Here is a 21,306-nt window from a genome sequence, read left to right as displayed (position 1 = left end):
AAAATTAAACTAGTATGAAAGCATATATATTTCCAGGTCAAGGTGCTCAATTCTCAGGAATGGGTTTAGACCTTTACGAAAACTCACCATTAGCACAAGAACTATTTGAGTCAGCTAATGATATTTTAGGTTTCAACATTACAGATACCATGTTTGAAGGTTCTGCTGAAGACCTAAAACAAACTAAAGTAACGCAACCCGCTATATTTTTACACTCTGTAATTTTAGCAAAAACTTTAGGTGAGAGTTTTCAACCAGATATGGTTGCGGGACATTCTCTTGGAGAATTATCTGCATTAGTAGCAAATGGTGCTTTAACATTTGAAGATGGTTTAAAATTAGTATCTCAACGTGCTACAGCAATGCAAAAAGCTTGCGAAATACAACCTAGTACTATGGCTGCAGTTTTAGGACTTGAAGATGATATTGTTGAAAAAATATGTGCAACAACTGAAGGTATTGTAGTTGCTGCAAATTACAATTGCCCTGGACAGCTAGTGATTTCTGGTGAAATTGATGCTATAAATACAGCCTGTGAATCTTTAAAGGAAGAAGGTGCTCGTAGAGCTTTAGTTTTACCTGTTGGTGGTGCATTTCACTCACCTTTAATGGAACCAGCTCGTGAAGAATTAGCTGCTGCTATTGAAAACACAACATTTAACAAACCAAACTGCCCAATTTATCAAAATGTAACTGCCAATGCTGTAATTGATGACGCTGAGATAAAAACAAATCTTATTTCTCAATTAACAGCTCCTGTACGTTGGACGCAATCTGTACAACAAATGATTACAGATGGCGCTACATTATTTACAGAAGTGGGTCCTGGTAAAGTTTTACAAGGTTTAGTGAAAAAGATTAACAGAGCATCTGAAACTGCTTCTGCAACTCTTGAAACTAATAGCTAAATGAAACTTAATAAACGCTCCCTATTCATCATTCTAGTTATTGTTTTAACTATAGCGGTTGATCAAATTTCCAAAGTTATTGTTCGAGAAAATATTACACTTAGAACAGACATTAACCCAGGTGAACGCATTCCATTAATAGGTGATGCTTTTGTAATGATGAATGTTGAAAATACTGGTGCTTTTCTAGGTATGGGAAGTGATTTGAATCCTACTCTTAGAATCCTTTTATTACTCGCTTTACCTATTCTTGTTTTAGGTTTTGTACTTCGTCATATTTTTAAAGATAAATCTTTAGACAATTGGTCCCTTTTTGCCTTTGCTAGTATTATTGGTGGTGGAATTGCCAATGTTTTTGATAGAATAGTCTTTGGAAAAGTTACCGATTTCTTATTTATAGATTTAGGTGGTGTTTTTAGAACTGGAATTTTTAATCTAGCAGATTTATCAGTTACTACTGGAATGATTATACTAATATTTATGAGTTTTAAAAATAAAAAGAAAACTAAAGAATCATAAAAAAAGGTCGCTAATTAATTAGCGACCTTTTTATTTATATAAATTAGTTGGTTAATTTAAACTTAAAAGTGTGGGTTTTCATCTTCTAAGAAACCTGTTCTGAAATGTCCAACATATTCATAAACTGTTCCTGGATCCCAACTAAATTCTGCATTAAAAGTGATTTGATCAACAAGGGTATTACTTTCTGTTGTAAAAACATCTCTAGTAATTAATCCGTTAGTAATTGTTACCGTTTCATCAGTATATAATTCTGGTGTATTTGGTTCACTTTGAAACGTTAATCTATCAGCGTTCAAAGTAACTCTGGCTTTTAACTGCATCCAGTTATTGTGGTCATCTACCCAAAATGTATTGTCATTTGCTGCTGTATTATATGTACTAAACTGTACATAATCTCCACCAAATGCGGTTGTAGCTCCACCAGGATTTAATGCTACAGCCCACCAATCTCCAGCAATATCTTGAACATTAGTCCCTCCTGGATCTGGTTCTCCTCCTTCATCACATGAGAAAAACAGACTTATCGTAAATAAAACTAAAACAGTTCTATATATATTTATATTTTTCATAATTATCTAAATTAAAATTTTTATTCTCTTGTAAAATTTCTAGTAAAGGTTCCATAAAAACCACTTGCTGATAAACTCCAACTAAAGTTGTCACCATCAGTTATAGTTCCTGGTTGAAAGCTTCTCACTGATAAACCACTAGGTGAAGCATTCTCTACAAATGGAATATAAATTACTGAGTCATCAACATTTATAAATGTGACTGTAAGTTGATTAACTCCAGCAACTCCTCCAGCGTTATCATAAGTATAATATCTGTCAGAAATTTGAGTACAAACCCCTTTTCTAGTTCCACTAGTTGGTAATCTAGTCCAGTTTCCTTCAAAATTATAAATACTTGGAGCTGTTGAAACTACAACAACAGTTCTAGTAGCTGATGCAGAAAAACCTAAATCATTCACAGCAGAGTAAGTAATATAATATACTCCTGGGACATTAGGATCTACAACTGTACTGGTTTCAAAAGGATATGGTGCTCCTGCCAAGGTTACATTTGCGCTAGGGTCTGTCCAAGCATCTCCTTGGTTTATAATCACTTCGTCGCTACCATTCATTTCTATTACTGCATAATCAGTAGTATCACTAATATCTCCTGTAGAATCTGTATCACATGAGCTTAGGAATACAACAAATAGACATAGTATACTTTTAAATATATTTTTCATAATTCTTATCATTTTTTATTATTGATTCCACCATATTGCAGTTGTAATAGGTACTACATCTGGCGCATTTAAGTTCCTTGCTGTTTCTCCATTAGGATATAATAAACGTTGTGGAAAACCAGCACCTAACACACCATTTAAAGACACTGCAAACTCACCTGAAACATATGCAGGATTTCGAGATCCCGAACCTGCTGGTTCAGATTGTGTTACTGCAGAAGTTGCAGGAATTCCAGTTCGTTGCCATTCAAAGAAAGCCTCAGCTCCATTTCCAGGATAACTTGCAACCCATTTTTGGGTGATTATTGATGTTAAATTTTCATCAAAAGTTCCAGAAGGATATTCATAAGCACCAGAAGCAGCTACAAAAGTAGAACCATCTAACCCCCATTTATTAAAGTTTTCTGAAACTGCAGCATCATATAATGCCTTAGCTCCTGTACCACTATTATAACGTTCCATGGCCTCTGCTTGCATTAACAAACTCTCTTCATGACTTATAAAATAAACAGGAGTAGTAGGGCTTAATATTGATACAGCAAAAGTATTTGGCCCTGCAGGGTTATTAAAATCTCCCTGATCTACTGGGTTACCTGATGTGTAAAATAAATCCCTTCTAGGGTCTAAATTATCCGTTAAATAAGAATGCATGGTTGTACTTGCTCTTAAGTTTAAAGATGTATTTAATTGCCTTTTATCAGACTCATACAAAGGGTTACTAATGTTAGGCGCATCTGTAAATCCTGTTACTGACGCATCAAGATCAAGAAACTGAACACCTGTGTTTATCATAGCTGTAATTCCAGCTTGTGCAACTGAAGGTCTAGCTTCCGTTTGACGTAAAAACAGTTTTAGTTTTAAAGTATTTGCAAACTTTGTCCATCCAGACATATCACCTCCAAAAACTAAATCGTCAATTCCAGGCGTACTTCCTTGTGATGAAGCTAAATTTCTTCCTAATGCATCATCAAGATCAGTTATCATTAAATCATATACACTTTGAGCATCATCAAAATTTGGCTGAAATATAGCTGGATCATTAGCTTCAGAATAAGGAATATCTCCATACCAATCAGTCAGCATTTGCGACACATATACTTCTAAAGTTGTTGCTATTAAATAATAGTTCCAATTTTCAGCAGCTAATGCTTTCTTTTTAATGTTTCTTATATCTAATAAACCATCATATGCTGCATTCCATCCACCAGTAGAAATTCCATCAGTGGTTCCTAAGGCATAACTATCAACAACTCTGTATTGACTAGAACCAGGGCTTTGTGACCACATTTGCGCCCATATTCCTCCTATTAATGCCCAATTTGCTCCTTGTACACCAGCAACAGCAGTAATACTCCCAGGTAATTCTACCTCAAAAGCTAACTGTGCAGGTGTTAAATTATCTGGATCTCTATTTATATCCAATTGTGAATCACAAGAGAATAATATTCCAAATCCAATTAATATTAATATTATTTTTTTCATCGTATATTTTTTTAGTATTAAAATGACATTTTAAGAGCCATCCCGTAAGTTCTTTGAGCTGGGTTTGCTGCAAATTCTCCAAATTCGGTAGCTAAATCGTTCCCACCAAAAGAGGTAACTTCTGGATCTACGTATGGATTATCATCAGGTGTCCATAAGAATAAATTTCTTCCATATAAGCTTAATGATAAACTGTTAAGTCCAGTTTTACCTATTATACTTTGTGGGAAATTATAGGATAAAGACATATCTCTTAAACGAATAAAAGATTTATCGATAACATGATTTTCTGCTTCTGTACTTGGATTGTTACTGGCACTGTAGAATCCAGTAACATTACCAAAAGTAATTGGTGTTGTGTTTTCTGAATATGTACCATCTCCGTTATCATTTACAGAATTAGGAACAATAAATGTATTTCTATCATTATAGGTTGTAGCAATAGAGTTACCAGTAAATCCAAGAAGTCTAGAAGTATAAGAGTACATTAAGCCACCCTCTTTCCAATCAAAAGCAAATGATAATCTGAAATTCTTATATTTAATTGTATTCTGAAGCCCCATTACAAAATCACGCTGAGAATTTCCCAGAGTTTGTTCATCAGTTGTTTGGAGTGGGATACCCGTATTAGGATCTACAACAACTTGTCCATCAGCATTCGTTTGTGGCGTTCTTGCTTTAAATACACCTAAAGGTTGACCCTTTTCAGCATAAAAGTTAACTCCAAAAGAACCATTGATTAAGATCTCATCTAGTCCAGTTGGCAATCCTGTAACTTCGTTTTCATTTTTAGTAAAAGTATAGTCAATATTCCAACTAAAATCATCTGTTCGTATAGGCACAAATCCAAGTGCTACTTCAACACCTTTATTCTCAATATCCATGAAGTTACCAGTAATAGAACCATAACCTGTTGAATTAGGTAATAATAAACCAATAATAGCCCCATCAGTCTTTTTGCTATATACTGCTAAATCTGCAGTAATTCTATTATTAAAGAATCGTCCTTCTAATCCTATTTCAAACTCATCAGTAAATTCTGGTTCAATATCAGCGTTTCCTAATATTCTTCCTATTTCAAAAGAATTCAGCCCATTAAAAGGAAATGAAATTTGTCCGAAATAGGCTCCAGAAACGGCAGGTGTTGCAGAACTCTCTGTTAGATACAATCCAGCACCTTTAGCTGTTGATGCAAAACCACCACGTGCTTTTAAGAAATGCTTACCATTATCCATTACAATAGCACTTATATTTGCCGATGGATAGAAAAAGGAATTATTACCTATTGCAAGTGTAGAAGTCCATTCGTTTCTTGCAGTTAAATTCAAATAAAACCTTTCTTTAAATGATAATGTGGCTGAACTAAATACTGAGTATAGTAACGATTTTGAATCATTTTGAGCTGTTGTTGGTAATACCGCTGAGTTAGAAATTTCATAAAAATTAGGAATATCTAAATTAGTAATAGAAACAAATAAACTACTAGCTGTCGAGTTAGCATGAGAACCTCCTAAAGAAGCCTCCAAACCAAAATCTTCTCCTAATTGAGTATTATAATCAAAAGTTAAAAAAGATTCATAACGCTTTAACTGATTTGTCGTTTCTGTAACTCCACCAACATTAGCCGTAGCACCTAAAAGAGCATTTGGAGATCCTGGTGTATAATTAACTACTGCTCCATGGCTATGACGACCTCTGTTTAAAATATCAGCCCCTGTTTGAAATGTCCCGACTAAGTTGTCAGTAATATCATATGAAAAATTAATGTTCCCGTAAAAACGTTCTCTTGTTAAATTAGTTGCGTTTTCATTAAGAACCCAATATGGGTTTCTTGAATATGGGGTATAAAAATTATCATTATTATTATAAGGGTTATTAGTATAATCTTGAAGATCTATAGCACTGACACCTCTTGGTATCTGAATCAACTCTTGCATAAACGACTCTCCCTCACCAGCATTATCTCCTTGCCCTGTATTTACAGCATTCTGTCTAGTTTGAGCATAATTAGCATTGACTCTCAATCTAAATCTTTCTCCAGATATACCACTGTTTAATGTTAATGTATTTCTATTAAGAGCATCAGCATCAGTTGGAATAATACCATCAGTATCAACTCGTGTAAACAATAGCGAGAAATCATTTTTATCATTTCCTCCACTTATTCTAAATGAGTTTGTATACGAATTTCCAATATCGTAAACATCCTTTATATTGTCTTCTAAGTTTGAATAAGGTTTAATTTGTTGCGCATTGTCAACAATTTGTCCCCAAACTCGTAATTCACCATTAAAAAGTGGGCCCCAAGATCCATTCTCATTGGTAGCTCCTGTACCTCCAGCTGGAAGTCCTGAGAAATCTACACCATTCCAACCTTGTCCCCAACGTTGTTGCAAATGTGGTATTCTAGCAACCTCTAAAAAATCGATAGAACTATTCATTTCCACTTTAACTTTACCGCTTCTACCTTTTTTAGTAGTTATAATGATTGCACCATTATTAGCTCTTGAACCATAAAGTGCAGTTGCAGCACCACCTTTAAGAACATTGATACTAGCAATGGCATTTGCATCTAAATCATTAATATTTGTTCCTCCATCAAAAGACCTATTAACGTCTGTTGCCAAACCAGTTCCTGTGTTACCAGAATTGGACCCTGATGAAATAGGTGTTCCGTCAATTACATATAACGGACCATTACCACTTAAAGAGCTATACCCTCTTAAAATAACCTTTGTTGAAGCTCCTGGTTGATTAGGTGCAGTAATATCTAAACCTGCAACTTTACCAGATAAACTTTCAAAGGGGTTAAGTGTGGCAACTTCTGTTAATTGATCACCTTGAATTGCTGTGGCAGCATAACCAAGCGATCGTTTTTGCTTTTTCTTTCCAAAAGCAGTTACTACAACTTCTTGTAATGCTTGTGCATCTTCAAGTAGTTTCACATCAATTGTGGCTGATGAGCCAACAACAACTTCTTGGGTAGAATAACCAACATAGCTAAAAACAAGAGCATCCCCTTGATTAGCTTGAATTGAAAATTTACCATCGAAATCTGTAGAGGCACCAGAAGAAGTGCCTTTTACTAAGACTGTTGCTCCTGGCAGTGGTAAACCACTATTATCAGTAACTGTACCAGAAATAGTCTTTCCTTGTGCAAATGTTAGTTGCACAGTTAACGCCAATATTAGCGTCAACAATCTACTAAACTTTTTTTTCATTTTATAAATATTTGAGTTAGTCTTTGCAGATTGAAAAAAGGAGGCAGCAAAGATTTTTTTAAGTGACTAATTCAAAAAATTATACTTTACTCTTTGAAAAAAAGTTTAGAGGATTCTAAAGTAAGTAAAGTCCTTATACTACCTACCTTTAACAATTGCAGAGTAAAAAAAGTTATAATGTGAGTGATACTAGGCAAAACTTATAATACTTTACCTTTCCGACAATAGTTTCCTTGATATTTACCTCAAGGAATTGCTTTTAATTTTAGCGTGAATAAAACTTGAAGGTGTTTGTGATGTTTCTTTTTTAAAAGCTTTATTAAATGTTACTTTATTGTTGTAACCAACCTCATATGCTACATCAATAATATTAAGATTTCCATGAGCATCGTCTTCGAGTAACCTTTTAGCTTCTTTAATTCTAAATTTATTAATTAGTTCAAAAAAATTCATATTAAAATGCTCATTAATTATTTGTGAAGTATTATGTCGTGTTGTGTTTAATTTTTCTGATAGTGTTTCAAGATTAATATCGCTTTGTTTATATACTTTATCTTCAACTAAAAGTTTTATTAAATTTCCTTTAAGTTCTTTTGACAGAGCTTCTGTCAATCCAGATTTTTTATATTTTTCAGAAAACAAACGTTCTTTTAAAGATAGACTTTCGTTATTAAAAATATTTGGTTGAACATATGCCATATAAGCAATATAAATGACCATAATAGACATAGCACCTATTTGAAAATGATAGATAAAACTAGAAAAACTACTAAAAACTACATATGCAGATATACCATATAATAAATAAGAAATAACATAAGCTATATGAATCCTAAACAGTGATTTAGACCAAGAAAATATTGAATTGTGATTAATGCTTTTAATAGTTTTATCGGAAAATTGTAGCTTCCAAATACAAAATGCATAAAATACAAGTGAAATTGTTTTTAAAACAAAAATTATATAATCATAACTTTTCTGAGTATTTGTAGATTGAAGCATTAATCCTATTTTATCCAATGCTGTTTGATTGTAGACAGGAATCAATGACAGAATAAGAACAAGTGTAGGTATAAAATGAACTAAATCATTTTTTTTAAACTTAAAGTTTTGAGTGACACTCTTAAAATAAAAATACAATAAAGGCCCTAATAATAAAGCTATAGATGATGACATACGATAAGCATGTGGAAATCTAAATTGAAAATTAGAAGAGAATATAACAAAGTCCAAAATAAATAATGAATGTGCACCAATAAAACATCCAATAAATATTTTAGCTTTTCTATTTCCATTTTTTGTAAAATTCAATATTATAGTAAAAAAGAATCCAATTAAAGCAACATAAAAATACAGAAAGGAAAGTGTATCTATTTTTGGCAAATATTTATTTTCTAATTTTTTATATTCATCTGAATACTCAATAAAACTATATGCACCATTATCAAGAATAGAAATATCTAAAGTATTTGAAATATATTTTTCCGTAAAAACATAAGCATCTTTAGGTTGATCTAAATCTGCGTTAAGAATTGCTAAATGCTTGAAAATTTGAATTGAATCTTTGGGCTTTCCTTCAAGAGCATCACTATATAAAATTAACAACTCTAGCTGAGTCATATCACTATTAATATTCTTCTCTTTAATTAAACTATCAATTTGAATAGATTGCATAGGTATTTCAATAGCATTTACTCCAATTGGAATAGCAAACAGATAAACTAAATACAATATTCTAAAGGTGATAGACATCGGCAGGTTAGTTGCTTTAAAATGTTAAGACTAACTTAAAATGAAATTAGACATAAAGTTCCTTATTAGTCTTAAAACTTTCTTAAAAAGGTAAATCCCGATAATAATACACCTTAAAATAAAGAAAAATGAAAACCATAAATTGGTGTTCATTCAACAAAAAAAGGCCACTAAAATAGCGACCTTAAATTAAAAAAAACATAATATTAATATTCGTTAAATCTTACTTTCTGTTCCCATTTCCATGCAGAACTCATAGCGTCATCGAGTGATAATTTTGTTTTCCATCCTAATTCGTCATTGGCTTTGTTAGTATCAGCATAAGCTGAGATAATATCCCCTTCTCTTCTATCAACAATTTTATAATTTAAGCTTTTTCCTGAAACTTTCTCAAAAGATTTAACTACTTCTAAAACCGAACTTCCTTTTCCTGTTCCTAGGTTAAAAGTCTCGTAGTTTGATTTATTTTTACCTTGTAATAATCTACCTAAAGCAATAACGTGAGCTTTAGCTAGATCAACAACATGAATATAATCACGGATACAAGTTCCATCAGGAGTTGGATAATCATCTCCAAAAACTGATAATTCTTGACGTAGTCCTATTGCCGTCTGAGTAATAAATGGCACTAAATTTTGTGGTACACCAATAGGCAATTCTCCAATTTCAACTGACTCATGCGCACCAATTGGATTGAAGTAACGTAATGCAATAGCTTTTAAAGTTGGTACTACCTTGCAAGTATCTTGGATAATCTCTTCTCCAATTTGTTTTGTATTCCCATAAGGAGATTCAGCCTGTTTTACTGGAGCGTTCTCAGTAATTGGCAACTCATCAGCTTGTCCATAAACTGTACAAGACGAACTAAAAATAAAAGCAGCAGAAGGCAACTTCTTTAATTCTTTAAGAATATAAACCAAAGTTGAAATATTGTTTTCATAATATAACAATGGTTCTTTTACACTCTCACCAACAGCTTTACTAGCAGCAAAATGGATAACACCTTTTACATCACTGTGTTTCGCAAAAAAAGCTTCAACACCAGCTTTATCTTTTAAATCTAATTTTTCGAAAAGTGGTGTTTTCCCTGTAATAGCAGTAATTCCATCTAATACTTTTTCTGAAGAATTTGACAAATCATCTATAATAACAACTTCGTAGCCTTCATTTTGCAACTCTACTACTGTGTGTGAGCCAATAAAGCCTAACCCTCCTGTGACTAATATTTTAACCATTAACAAATTTTATAATTGTTGATGTAATATATCCTATTTGTTCATCATCTAACTCTGTGTGCATAGGTAATGAAATTACATCTTTAACTAATTGATTTGTAACTTTAAAATCCGCTTCGTTATATCTAGAATCTTGATATGCTTTTTGTTTATGTAAAGGAATTGGATAATAAACACCACAAGGGATACCATTATCATTTAAATATTTTACTAAAGCATCTCTATCTATACCTTTTATTCTTAATGTATATTGATGAAATACATGACAATCACAAGCATCACAAATACCATCACAACTTTTACTAACCGTTTTTGGTGTTGTAATACTCACTATACCTTCTAAAGCTGTACTATACTTTTTTGCAGCAGTTTGTCTTGCTTTGTTATAACTGTCTAATCGGGGTAATTTAGCATCTAAAACTGCCGCTTGAATACTATCTAATCTAGAATTTACACCAACAACATCATGATGGTACCGTTCATACATACCATGATTTACTATACCTCTGATAGTATGTGCTAAATCGTCATCATTTGTAAAAATAGCTCCACCATCACCATAACAACCTAAATTTTTAGATGGAAAAAATGATGTTGCCCCAACATCACCAATAGTTCCTGCTTTTACTTTAGTACCATCACTGTAGGTGTAATTAGCACCAATGGCTTGTGCATTATCTTCAATAACAAATAGATTATGCTCTTTAGCTATTTTCATAATAGCCTCCATATCAGCACATTGTCCAAATAAATGCACAGGAACAATAGCCTTAGTTTTTGGAGTAATCGCTTTTTTCACCGCTTCAATGTTAATATTGAAATCATCTTCATTTACATCAACTAACACAGGTGTTAAATTAAGTAATGCTATAACTTCAACAGTAGCCGCAAAAGTAAAATCAGCAGTAATAACTTCATCTCCAGGTTTTAAACCTAACCCCATCATAGCTATTTGTAAAGCGTCAGTTCCATTTCCACAAGGAATAACGTGCTTTACACCCAAGTATTCTTCCAAATGCTCTTGAAATTCATGAACTTTAGGTCCATTTATAAATGCTGTATTTTCAATTACTTCTTGGATAGAAGAATTAACGATATCTTTTATATCGCTATACTGACCTTTAAGGTCAACCATTTGAATTTTTTTCATCTAAAAAAAATTGTAGCCTGTATTTTAAAGTATAATAAAAGACTAATTTTATTGGCTAATCCAAATAGACTAGCCAATAACAAAATTACAAAAATGATAGTCGTTAACCAATGAATTTATTTTAAAGAAATGTATTTTAGCATTAAAAGAAATAATATTGCACTTTTTTTATAACATAGTAATATACTTAAGTAGTTTTGCTTTAAAGCTTGGAGGTTTATTTAACCAAAAACTAAAAAAAGGCGTTGATGGCAGGAGAGCGTCTTTTAATATTCTAAAAAGAAATATAGCCAAACATGACAAAACGCTCTGGTTTCATTGTGCATCTTTAGGTGAATATGAGCAAGGTTTCCCTGTTTTTTCGGAACTACGAAAACACTATAAAAATCATAAAATAGTACTTAGTTTTTTTTCTCCATCAGGATATGAAATTAGAAAAAATTCACCAGTTGCTGATGTGGTTGTTTATCTCTCTTTAGATACCAAAACCAATGCGAAAAGATTTTTTAATATTGTGAACCCAGAACTTACCATTTTTGTTAAGTATGATATTTGGCCAAATTTTTTAATCGAATTAAAACGAAGACAATTAAAGGCAATACTCATTTCTGCTTCATTTAGAAAAAATCAACTTTATTTTAAAAGTTACAACACACCTTTTAGGAAAGCACTGTTTGCTTTTGAACATATTTTTACTCAAAATGATATTTCAAAGAAATTACTTGAATCCATAAATTACAACCAAGTTACCGTTTCAGGAGACACACGTTTTGATCGTGTTTTCAGTCAATTAAAGTTAGATAATAATTTAGATTTTATAAAAGAGTTCAAAAACAACAAAATATGTGTTGTAGCAGGAAGTACATGGCCAGAAGACGAAGCTTTGTTTATAAATTTTATTAACTCAGCATCATCAAAAAATGTAAAATTTATAATAGCTCCTCATAATATTAAATCTTCTCAGTTAAAAAGCTTTCAAGAAAAAATAAATAAAAAAAGTGTTTTATTTTCTGAAAAAGACAAAAATCAATTGTCTGATAAAGATGTTTTTATAATTGACACTATTGGAATACTTTCGAAAATTTATAGTTATGCAGATATTACTTATGTCGGAGGAGCAATGGGAAATACTGGATTGCATAATACTCTAGAGCCTGCTGTATTTGGTGTTCCAATTATTATTGGCCCAAACCATCATAAATTTCCTGAGGCTGAAGCTTTGATTAAAAATGGTGGTATGTTCTCTATTTCAAGTCAAACTCAATTTGATGAGTTACTCAATAAATTGATTAAGAATAGTGACTTATCTGAAGAAATTGGGTCTAAAAACAAAGTATTTATAGAAAATAATCGTGGATCCGTCGTCCAAATACTCGATTATCTACGTATATAGGTATGTTTTAATCTAAGAATTATATAAAATTCGTAATTCTGATAAAAAGTCATTAAATTGGCATTGACTAAAAAATAATTAACACTAAAACAAAAACCGATGAAAAAATTAGTATTAAGTTCAATCTTATTGTTAGCTTTAAGTTTAAGTTTCACATCTTGTAGAGACACAAAAAAAGCGGATTCAGTAGAAGAAGCTGTTGAGAATGCTGCTGAAGCTGCAGGTGATGCTGTAGAAAATGCTGCTGAAGCAACTGGTGATGCTGTTGAAAACGCTGTAGATGCTGCAGGTGACGCTGTTGATTCTGCCGTAGATGCTGCAGGTGATGCTGTAGAAAACGCTGCAGATAAAGCTGGAGAAGCTGTTGATTCTGCTGTAGATGCTGCAGGAGAAACTGTAGACAAAGCTGCTGATGCAGTTAAAAAAGAAGCAGATAAATTAAAGACTGGTCACTAATTGAGATTATTCTTTAAAGATTAAAAACCGCCTTTCTGGCGGTTTTTTTGTACTTAAAATTTAAATTTTAGATATAAAAAAAGCCTTATCAAAATTTTGATAAGGCTTTAGTACTGAAGACGGGACTTGAACCCGTACGTCCTAATGGACATTGGATTTTAAGTCCAACGTGTCTACCAATTCCACCACTTCAGCATTGGTATATTTTAAGAAAGTTTCAGAGCGAAAGACGGGATTTGAACCCGCGACCCCCACCTTGGCAAGGTGATGCTCTACCCCTGAGCTACTTTCGCAGTCATTTTAATGAACGTACAATATTGCTATTGCGGATGCAAATTTAAAATATTTCTAGGAATTGCAAAGCCTTTTCCTAAAATAAATAAAAATATTTTTAGGCTTGTTTTTTCTTAACCAACATACGCTTAATTTCATTCAATTTCATAAGCGCTTCTACTGGTGTAAGTGTATCAATATCAGTATGTAATATTTCATCTTTGATATTTTCAAGAAGTGGATCATCAAGATTGAAAAAACTCAATTGCATCTCATCATTTAAGGATTTCACTTTATCAGTAAGCTCTTCACTAGAATGTGATTTTTCTAACTTCTCTAGAATCTTATTTGCACGTCGTAATACTTGCTGTGGCATACCAGCCATTTTAGCAACGTGAATACCAAAACTATGCGCACTACCACCTTCAACTAGTTTTCTTAAGAATAGCACATTATCTTTTAACTCTTTTACAGACACATTAAAGTTTTTTATGCGCCCAAACGTTTCACTCATTTCATTAAGCTCATGATAATGGGTGGCAAACAATGTTTTTGGTTTTGCAGGATGTTCATGTAAATATTCACTGATTGCCCAAGCAATGGAAATCCCATCATAGGTACTTGTTCCACGCCCAATTTCATCCAACAACACTAAACTTCTATCAGAAATATTATTCAAAATAGAAGCAGTTTCATTCATCTCAACCATAAAGGTAGATTCACCCATAGATATATTATCACTGGCTCCAACTCTAGTAAATATTTTATCAACCAATCCAATTCTAGCTTCTTTGGCTGGCACAAAACTTCCTATTTGAGCCAGTAGAACTATTAAAGCTGTTTGACGCAAAATAGCTGATTTACCAGACATATTTGGTCCAGTAATCATAATAATTTGTTGACTTGTTCTGTCTAAAAATACATCATTAGCAATATATGCTTCTCCAATTGGTAATTGCTTTTCAATGACTGGATGGCGACCATCTTTTATTTCTAAATCAAAAGAATCATCAATTGTTGGATAAATGTATTTATTATCTTTTGCCAATTGAGCAAAACCACACAGACAATCAATCTGACCAACTAAATAAGCATTTTGTTGTACTGGTTTTATATATTGATTTAACCAGCTTACTAATTCTGCAAACAGTTGTTGCTCTATAGCTTGAATTCTATCTTCAGCGCCTAAGATTTTGGCTTCGTATTCTTTAAGCTCTTCTGTAATATAACGCTCAGCATTAACTAAAGTCTGTTTACGTATCCATTCTTCAGGAACCTTATCTTTATGCGCATTTCGTACTTCTATATAATACCCGAACACATTGTTAGAAGCAATTTTAAGAGACGTAATACCAGTACGCTCACTTTCTCTTTCTAACATATTATCGAGATAATCTTTTCCAGATTTAGATAACCCTCTTAATTCATCTAATTCTGAAGAAAAACCAGCCGCAATACTATTTCCTTTAAGCACATTTACTGGTGCTTCTTCGTTTAAAGTTTCTTTTATTTTCTCACGAAGCACATCACAATTTTGAAGGGTATCACCAATAATTTTGAGTGATTCGTTATTGCAATTTGAAGCCAATGACTTAATAGGAACAATAGCTTCTAAAGAATTTTTAAGCTGAATAACCTCACGAGGATTTACCTTGCCTGTTGCTGTTTTTGAAATTAAACGTTCTAAATCACCAATATGCTTAATATGATTTTGAATCTTTTGAAGCACGGTATTTTCCTTAGTTAAGAAACTAACCACTTCATGACGTTGCTTTATTTTTTTAACGTTTTTTAAAGGTAGTGCCAACCAGCGTTTTAACAACCTTCCACCCATTGGCGAAATGGTTTTATCAATAACATTTAAAAGTGTAACTGCATTATTATTTGTAGAATTGTAAAGCTCTAAATTCCTAATTGTGAATTTATCCATCCACACATAGTCATCCTCAGAAATTCTAGAAATAGAAGTTATGTGCTGTAATTTATGATGCTGTGTTTCCCCTAAATAGTGAAGAATAGAACCTGAAGCAATAATACCTTCATATAAATCTTCTACACCAAAACCTTTTAATGTTTTTGTGTCAAAATGTTTGGTTAAAGTTTCATATGCATAATCGGTTTGATAAACCCAGTCTTCCAAATAAAACGTATGGAAATCATCACCAAAAGTATCATTGAAAAGTGTGCGCTTTTGCTTAGACACCAATACTTCACTTGGGCTAAAGTTTTGAAGTAACTTATCAATATACTCAGCATTTCCTTGAGAGGTTAAAAACTCTCCAGTTGAAATATCTAAAAAAGATATCCCTATATATTTTTTATCAAAATAAACTGAACATAAAAAATTATTCGATTTGGAAACTAAAACCTCATCATTTAAAGCAACACCAGGAGTTACCAACTCAGTTACACCACGTTTAACAATGGTTTTAGTTTGTTTAGGATCTTCCAACTGGTCGCAAATTGCAACACGTTCTCCAGCTTTAACCAACTTTGGTAAATAGGTATTTAACGAGTGGTGTGGAAATCCTGCCAATTCAGTTTCACTTTCGCTTCCTGCCCCACGTTTGGTTAAAATAATACCTAAAATACCAGCAGCTTTAACCGCATCGCTGCCAAAAGTTTCATAAAAATCGCCCACACGGAACAACAATAACGCATCAGGATATTTAACCTTGATGGCATTATATTGTTTCATTAACGGTGTTACTTTTTTTGCTTTTTTAGCCAATGGAAGTTTAATTTTTAAGTATTACTTTTGACAAAATTGTAGCATGCAATGTACTATTAATTTCATGTTTTTTGAACTTGATTTTCTATAAGTTATCTACAATTAGAACGAGATTTCAACAATATTTATCTTGTCATTCAGAATAAAATAAAGAATCTTGAGAATAAAGATACTTCGACTGCGCTCAGCATGACATAAAAATTAATAAAGTGAGAAAACTTAAAAATAGCGAATTAGACAGATTAAGTATTGAAGGATTTAAGGACGCAAAAAAAACGCCAATTATAATAATTCTTGATAATATTAGAAGTTTAAACAACATTGGTTCGGTATTTAGAACAAGTGATGCTTTTTTAATTGAAAAAATTTATCTCTGTGGCATCACAGCAAAACCACCACATAAAGACATCCATAAAACAGCATTAGGAAGCACAGATACTGTTGATTGGGAGCATGTTGAAAATACTCTAGATTTGGTTAAACATTTGCAAACTAAAAACGTTAAAGTGTGTTCTATTGAACAAGCCGAAAACGCCACTATGCTCAACGATTTTAAAGTAGAACCAGATACTAAATATGCTTTAATTTTTGGGAATGAGGTAAAAGGTGTTTCACAAGAAGTAGTTTCAGCAAGTGATGTGATTATAGAAATTCCACAATTTGGAACTAAACACTCTTTGAATATTTCTGTAAGTTGTGGCGTTGTAACATGGGATTTATTTAGTAAATTAAATCATTAAATATTTTAATTATGAAACTACGATATCTATTTCTACTTTTTACAGCTTCGCTAATAACCATTGCTTGTGAAAAAAAACAAGAAATCCCAATTGAATTTCTTTCAATGGAATTAAAAACAAACCAAAAAGAAAAAAAGAAAACCATTTTAAACAACGAAATTGAAGGTGTAACTAGCGAACATATTACAATTTCTAATGATATTACAAAAAAGGTAGAAGTTGATAATGCGCACAAAACCATTTATTTATTTATAAAGGGTTACGGCACACTATTATCTGGTGAAAAAACATACGATATTGTTCCAGAAACTATTATGCTTCCGAATACAGTCAAGGACATTTCCTTTAAACCTCATGAAAATAATACACTTGATTATATTAAAATTTCTGTTTTACAAACAGAATTAGATAAACAAGACATAAAAACGTTTCCAAAAGAAAATATAAATAATATTTATTTTAAGAAGTTTACAGACTGTAAATCTTATACAGAACCAATAAAAAGCCCACAAACAACAAGTAGAACTATTCTACCAAATAAGTACATTCCAAGAGTAGCAATGGGAACTGTTAAAACTATTGGACCAGATAAAGTTGGCGCGCATGAACATGCAATGTTAGAGCAATTATTTTTAGGACTTACTGATAATCAAACCATTGTTTATGCAGATAATGCACAAATTAATTTTCCAGAATACTCATTGCTTCATATTCCACTTGGATCTAGCCATTCTGTAAGTGTAAAAGCAGATAATAAAATGTATTATGTTTGGATGGATTTCTTTATTGATAAAGATGGTGAAGAATGGTTGAAAACGCATAACACAAAAGACGAATAAAAAACTTTAATATTAATAAAAAAACTAAAAAACCTTGGCCAACCAAAGATGTTATGACCCAGATTTATGACATGAATCTTTGGGGCGGAAAAGAATTTGATTTTTATTCTGGTGAAGGCTCTCATAATCCAGAAATCATAAATCCTTATTTAAAACAAGTTATTTCTTTTTTAGAATCTTTTAGTGAGCCCATTACCGTTTGCGATTTAGGTTCCGGTGATTTTAATATTGGTAAACATCTAACTAAATACTCCAAAAAATATATTGCTATTGATATTGTTGAAACACTTATTGAAAGAAACAAAAAACTATATAAAGAAGACAATCTAGAGTTTCATTGCTTAGACATTGTAAAAGATGAATTACCAGCTGCAGATTGTATAATCCTGAGACAAGTTTTACAGCATTTATCCAATACAGAAATACTAAGTGTTGTGAAAAAATTAAAGAATTATAAATATGTAATTCTAACGGAGCATATCCCTTTTGGTTATTTTACTCCAAACAAAGACATCATTTCTGGTCAAGGCATTCGGTTAAAACAAAATAGCGGTGTTGATATATTAGAACCACCTTTCAATTTTAAAATTAAAGAACAGAAAAGAATTGATGAACATATTTTGAAAAATGGGAATGGACAAATTGTTACAACATTATTTAAAGTGTTTTAAGCTAACTTATACAGCAATTACAGCAGTATTTTGAAAGTTTTTCTGTACAATTTAACTTGATTCTAAACTTAAAAAAATCTAACTTCGCTTATCTAACGATATAGTTAATTATAACGCAACCATATCTTAAAGTTAGGCACAATTAGAGCAACATTGATAAAGACAAGTTACAAATCGAAACCAATAAGCGGATTTACTCACTCAATCGGAACAAAGCAAGTTTCGGAATTGTTGAGCGGAATTGAATTGTATGATGAACTGTCTATTTCATTTGACAAAGAAAAAGGACACAGAATGGGACTTTTTGTTCCAGGATGGTCTGGTCGTACTATGAAAGGAGAATCTAAGGACCTATTGAATTTTTGGAGAATTATATCTGTAAATTATTCAAAGAATTTAGATAAATGGACAATCAATTTAAAAGCAATAGAAAGCGGAAAAAACAAGCAGGTTAAAAAGTTTCTAATTGAAATCGGAATTCCACTTTTGCGGAAATGGCTCGAAACCGAAAAAACCGAAACTTGGTTTTCTGGAAGTCGATATTTTATAATCGGATTGAATGAAAATTTGACTGAATATTGCACTTGGGAAACTCATAATGACCGAACAATAAAAAAGAAAATTGAAATAATAACTGTGCCTAACATCGTATAAAAATAATTGCGATTTACTGCTAAAACAAAGGTAGTTGCGTATTTGCTACATCTGAATTTCCTTCGGAAATTCCTCGCACGCAAATCCGCAACTATTCTTATACATAACCGATAAGCGTAACCCCCAAGTTAATCCCTACAAATTTCAGATAAAACCCACAAATAATCTTCACGATTTTCAACAAAGTCTCTATCAGAAACATCAATAATTTTAACGTTAAAATCTTTTTGTGTTTTCAAAAATTCTAGATATCCCGTATTAATTTTTTCTAAGTAGTCATCAGCAATATTTTGCTCATAATCGCGTCCGCGTTTTTTAATATTTTGTTGTAAACGCTCGGTATTTTGGTATAAATAAATGTATAATTCAGGCTTCGCTATATCTTTATACATTAAATAGAATAGCTTTCTGTAAAGCTTAAATTCATCGTCTTGTAAAGTAATTTTAGAAAAAATAAGCGATTTAAACACATCATAATCACTCACAATAAAATCTTTAAATAAGTCAAGTTGCGATAAATCGTCCGAAATTTGTTGGTAACGATCTGCTAAAAAACTCATCTCTAAAGTAAATGCATATCTATTAGCGTCTTCATAAAACTTAGGTAAAAATGGATTATCTGCAAAGCGTTCTAAAATTAATTTCGCATTAAAATCATTTGAAATTTTAGTTGCTAAACTGGTTTTTCCAGCTCCAATATTCCCTTCTATAGCGATGTAATTGAATTTTGAAAAATCGTATTGTTTACTTGGGTTTTTTAGCCAAATTTTTATAGGTTCTAACACAGAATCATCTTTACATTCTTCTAACAAAACATACACTTCTTTATCCAATTTTGGATGCATCACTTTTGAAGCAATATCGTTAAGTGGTAACAATACAAACTTACGCTTACTCATTTCTGGATGCGGTACTTGTAGCGTTTTTCTATTGATGATTGCATCTTCAGCAAAAACAATATCTAAATCTATGGTTCGAGCTTCATATCCTTTTGATTTAGTTCGAGCTCTTCCTAAGTCCGTTTCAATTTTTAATAGTGTTTTTAATACGTTTTGTGGTTTTAAATAACTTTCCAAAACCAAGCAGCAATTAAAAAAGTCCTCTCCTTCAAAACCAAAAGCAGGCGATTTATAAATCTTAGAAATCAACTTTATATTTCCAATACGTTTATAAATAGCATCAACGGCACCTTGTAAGTTCTTCAACTTATCACCTTTGTTACTACCTAATGCAATATGAAACGTTTTAGGTTTTGTCATAGAAGAGCAAAATAATAAAAAGTAAACGGAATTGGGTTATATTTACAGAAGCTATTTATTCACAATTGTAAATGACATTAAAAGACAAGCTAACTGCCCAACGCATTTACTTCCTTTTAGGAGGTTTATTCATTACATCATTGGTGGTTTCAAATCTTATTTTCCAGAAATTCTTTTATTGGTATCCTTTTGATGTAGAGATTTTTGGAAGTAAGCTTTTTGAGATTTCAGTCGGTATTTTACCTTACCCTATTACATTCCTAATCACTGATTTAATAAGTGAAATTTATGGTAAAAAGCGTGCTAATGATGTTGTTGTAGTTGGGATTTTCGCTTCTATATTTTCAGTTATAATTATTTATGTAGCAGATATAGTTCCAGCATTAACGACTTCTCCAATTAAAGATGATGTTTTTTCAAATGTCTTTGGAAGAACCATTTTAGCTGTTGGAGCAAGTATGTTTGCTTATTTATTTGCTCAGTTTGTAGATATTCGAATATATCATTTTTGGAAACAACTTACTAAAGGAAAACATTTGTGGCTCAGAAATAATTTCTCAACTTGGTTATCGCAATTTGTCGACACTTTTTCAGTAGTATTTTTACTTTGCTCTTTTAAAGTTTTACCTTGGAGTAGTTTTCAAGGGCTTCTGATAAGCGGTTTTCTATTTAAAGTTATTGTTGCCGCTTGTGACACACCTTTTCTATATTTAGGCGTGTATTTATTCAGAAAACGATTCAATTTAAAAGTGAATGAAGAAATTGATTTGCTTTAATATTTCTGAA

General features: G+C 32.0%; 18 protein-coding genes and 2 tRNA genes. 9 read left to right on the top strand and 11 right to left on the bottom strand.

The window, feature by feature from the left end; translation table 11 throughout:
* Positions 1–14: 14 nt before the first annotated feature.
* On the top strand, positions 15–908 hold the full coding sequence (gene fabD, locus DIS18_RS06990; protein WP_109352277.1) for an ACP S-malonyltransferase: 894 nt from the start codon (positions 15–17) through the stop codon (positions 906–908).
* Positions 909–1,427 carry a signal peptidase II gene (lspA, locus tag DIS18_RS06985; protein WP_109352276.1) on the top strand — a complete coding sequence of 173 codons (519 nt, stop codon included), beginning with the start codon at positions 909–911 and terminating at the stop codon, positions 1,425–1,427.
* Between the two features lie 62 nt (positions 1,428–1,489).
* Here the strand turns inward: lspA and DIS18_RS06980 are convergent, their stop codons facing one another.
* From DIS18_RS06980 to DIS18_RS06950, 7 genes are all read right to left on the bottom strand, one after another.
* Positions 1,490–1,999 (bottom strand): lipid-binding protein, encoded by a 510-nt coding sequence (locus tag DIS18_RS06980; RefSeq protein ID WP_109352275.1) that lies wholly within the window; start codon positions 1,997–1,999, stop codon positions 1,490–1,492.
* A 20-nt stretch (positions 2,000–2,019) separates the two neighbouring features.
* Positions 2,020–2,664 carry an immunoglobulin-like domain-containing protein gene (locus DIS18_RS06975; protein WP_181363995.1) on the bottom strand — a complete coding sequence of 215 codons (645 nt, stop codon included), beginning with the start codon at positions 2,662–2,664 and terminating at the stop codon, positions 2,020–2,022.
* An 18-nt stretch (positions 2,665–2,682) separates the two neighbouring features.
* Positions 2,683–4,146 (bottom strand): SusD/RagB family nutrient-binding outer membrane lipoprotein, encoded by a 1,464-nt coding sequence (locus tag DIS18_RS06970; RefSeq protein WP_109352273.1) that lies wholly within the window; start codon positions 4,144–4,146, stop codon positions 2,683–2,685.
* 17 nt (positions 4,147–4,163) lie between these two features.
* Positions 4,164–7,367, bottom strand: a complete 3,204-nt coding sequence (locus DIS18_RS06965) for a SusC/RagA family TonB-linked outer membrane protein (RefSeq protein WP_109352272.1) — start codon at positions 7,365–7,367, stop codon at positions 4,164–4,166.
* Between the two features lie 240 nt (positions 7,368–7,607).
* The gene (locus DIS18_RS06960) at positions 7,608–9,119 is read right to left on the bottom strand and encodes a helix-turn-helix domain-containing protein (protein WP_109352271.1); all 1,512 of its coding nucleotides are present in this window, start codon (positions 9,117–9,119) and stop codon (positions 7,608–7,610) included.
* A gap of 206 nt (positions 9,120–9,325) precedes the next feature.
* On the bottom strand, positions 9,326–10,354 hold the full coding sequence (gene galE, locus DIS18_RS06955) for a UDP-glucose 4-epimerase GalE (protein ID WP_109352270.1): 1,029 nt from the start codon (positions 10,352–10,354) through the stop codon (positions 9,326–9,328).
* Positions 10,347–11,504 carry a DegT/DnrJ/EryC1/StrS family aminotransferase gene (locus DIS18_RS06950; RefSeq protein ID WP_109352269.1) on the bottom strand — a complete coding sequence of 386 codons (1,158 nt, stop codon included), beginning with the start codon at positions 11,502–11,504 and terminating at the stop codon, positions 10,347–10,349. Before DIS18_RS06950 ends, galE begins: the two co-directional genes overlap by 8 nt.
* A gap of 157 nt (positions 11,505–11,661) precedes the next feature.
* On the opposite strand from DIS18_RS06950, the gene DIS18_RS06945 reads away from it, so the two are divergent.
* Both DIS18_RS06945 and DIS18_RS06940 read left to right on the top strand, forming a co-directional pair.
* Positions 11,662–12,897, top strand: a complete 1,236-nt coding sequence (locus tag DIS18_RS06945; protein WP_109352268.1) for a 3-deoxy-D-manno-octulosonic acid transferase — start codon at positions 11,662–11,664, stop codon at positions 12,895–12,897.
* 99 nt (positions 12,898–12,996) lie between these two features.
* Positions 12,997–13,353, top strand: coding sequence for a hypothetical protein (locus tag DIS18_RS06940; RefSeq protein ID WP_109352267.1), 357 nt, complete (start codon positions 12,997–12,999; stop codon positions 13,351–13,353).
* Between the two features lie 111 nt (positions 13,354–13,464).
* On the opposite strand, the gene DIS18_RS06935 is transcribed toward DIS18_RS06940, so the two are convergent.
* The 3 genes from DIS18_RS06935 to mutS all read right to left on the bottom strand — a co-directional run bounded on the left by DIS18_RS06935 (position 13,465) and on the right by mutS (position 16,357).
* A tRNA-Leu gene (locus DIS18_RS06935) sits at positions 13,465–13,548 on the bottom strand.
* A 26-nt stretch (positions 13,549–13,574) separates the two neighbouring features.
* Positions 13,575–13,646: transfer RNA gene (locus DIS18_RS06930), tRNA-Gly, on the bottom strand.
* Between the two features lie 98 nt (positions 13,647–13,744).
* Positions 13,745–16,357, bottom strand: a complete 2,613-nt coding sequence (mutS, locus tag DIS18_RS06925) for a DNA mismatch repair protein MutS (RefSeq protein ID WP_109352266.1) — start codon at positions 16,355–16,357, stop codon at positions 13,745–13,747.
* Between the two features lie 209 nt (positions 16,358–16,566).
* Between mutS and DIS18_RS06920 the strand changes: the two genes are divergently transcribed.
* The 4 genes from DIS18_RS06920 (at position 16,567) to DIS18_RS06905 (ending at position 19,261) form a co-directional block, all read left to right on the top strand.
* Complete coding sequence (locus DIS18_RS06920) at positions 16,567–17,097, top strand: RNA methyltransferase (RefSeq protein WP_109352265.1); 531 nt, start codon at positions 16,567–16,569, stop codon at positions 17,095–17,097.
* An 11-nt stretch (positions 17,098–17,108) separates the two neighbouring features.
* Positions 17,109–17,936 (top strand): hypothetical protein, encoded by an 828-nt coding sequence (locus DIS18_RS06915; RefSeq protein WP_109352264.1) that lies wholly within the window; start codon positions 17,109–17,111, stop codon positions 17,934–17,936.
* A gap of 53 nt (positions 17,937–17,989) precedes the next feature.
* Positions 17,990–18,607 carry a class I SAM-dependent methyltransferase gene (locus tag DIS18_RS06910; RefSeq protein ID WP_109352263.1) on the top strand — a complete coding sequence of 206 codons (618 nt, stop codon included), beginning with the start codon at positions 17,990–17,992 and terminating at the stop codon, positions 18,605–18,607.
* A gap of 153 nt (positions 18,608–18,760) precedes the next feature.
* Positions 18,761–19,261 carry a hypothetical protein gene (locus DIS18_RS06905; protein ID WP_146191808.1) on the top strand — a complete coding sequence of 167 codons (501 nt, stop codon included), beginning with the start codon at positions 18,761–18,763 and terminating at the stop codon, positions 19,259–19,261.
* Positions 19,262–19,389: 128 nt separating this feature from the next.
* Here DIS18_RS06905 and folK read toward each other — a convergent pair whose 3' ends face one another.
* Positions 19,390–20,520, bottom strand: a complete 1,131-nt coding sequence (gene folK, locus DIS18_RS06900; protein WP_109352261.1) for a 2-amino-4-hydroxy-6-hydroxymethyldihydropteridine diphosphokinase — start codon at positions 20,518–20,520, stop codon at positions 19,390–19,392.
* Positions 20,521–20,591: 71 nt separating this feature from the next.
* Here folK and DIS18_RS06895 point away from each other — a divergent pair, with 71 nt between their 5' ends.
* Positions 20,592–21,296 (top strand): queuosine precursor transporter, encoded by a 705-nt coding sequence (locus DIS18_RS06895; RefSeq protein ID WP_109352260.1) that lies wholly within the window; start codon positions 20,592–20,594, stop codon positions 21,294–21,296.
* Positions 21,297–21,306 lie beyond the last annotated feature (10 nt).

It is taken from the genome of Algibacter marinivivus, from assembly GCF_003143755.1.
Classification (GTDB): Bacteria; Bacteroidota; Bacteroidia; order Flavobacteriales; family Flavobacteriaceae; genus Algibacter_B; species Algibacter_B marinivivus.
This window is presented reverse-complemented; position numbering and strand designations above follow the sequence as displayed.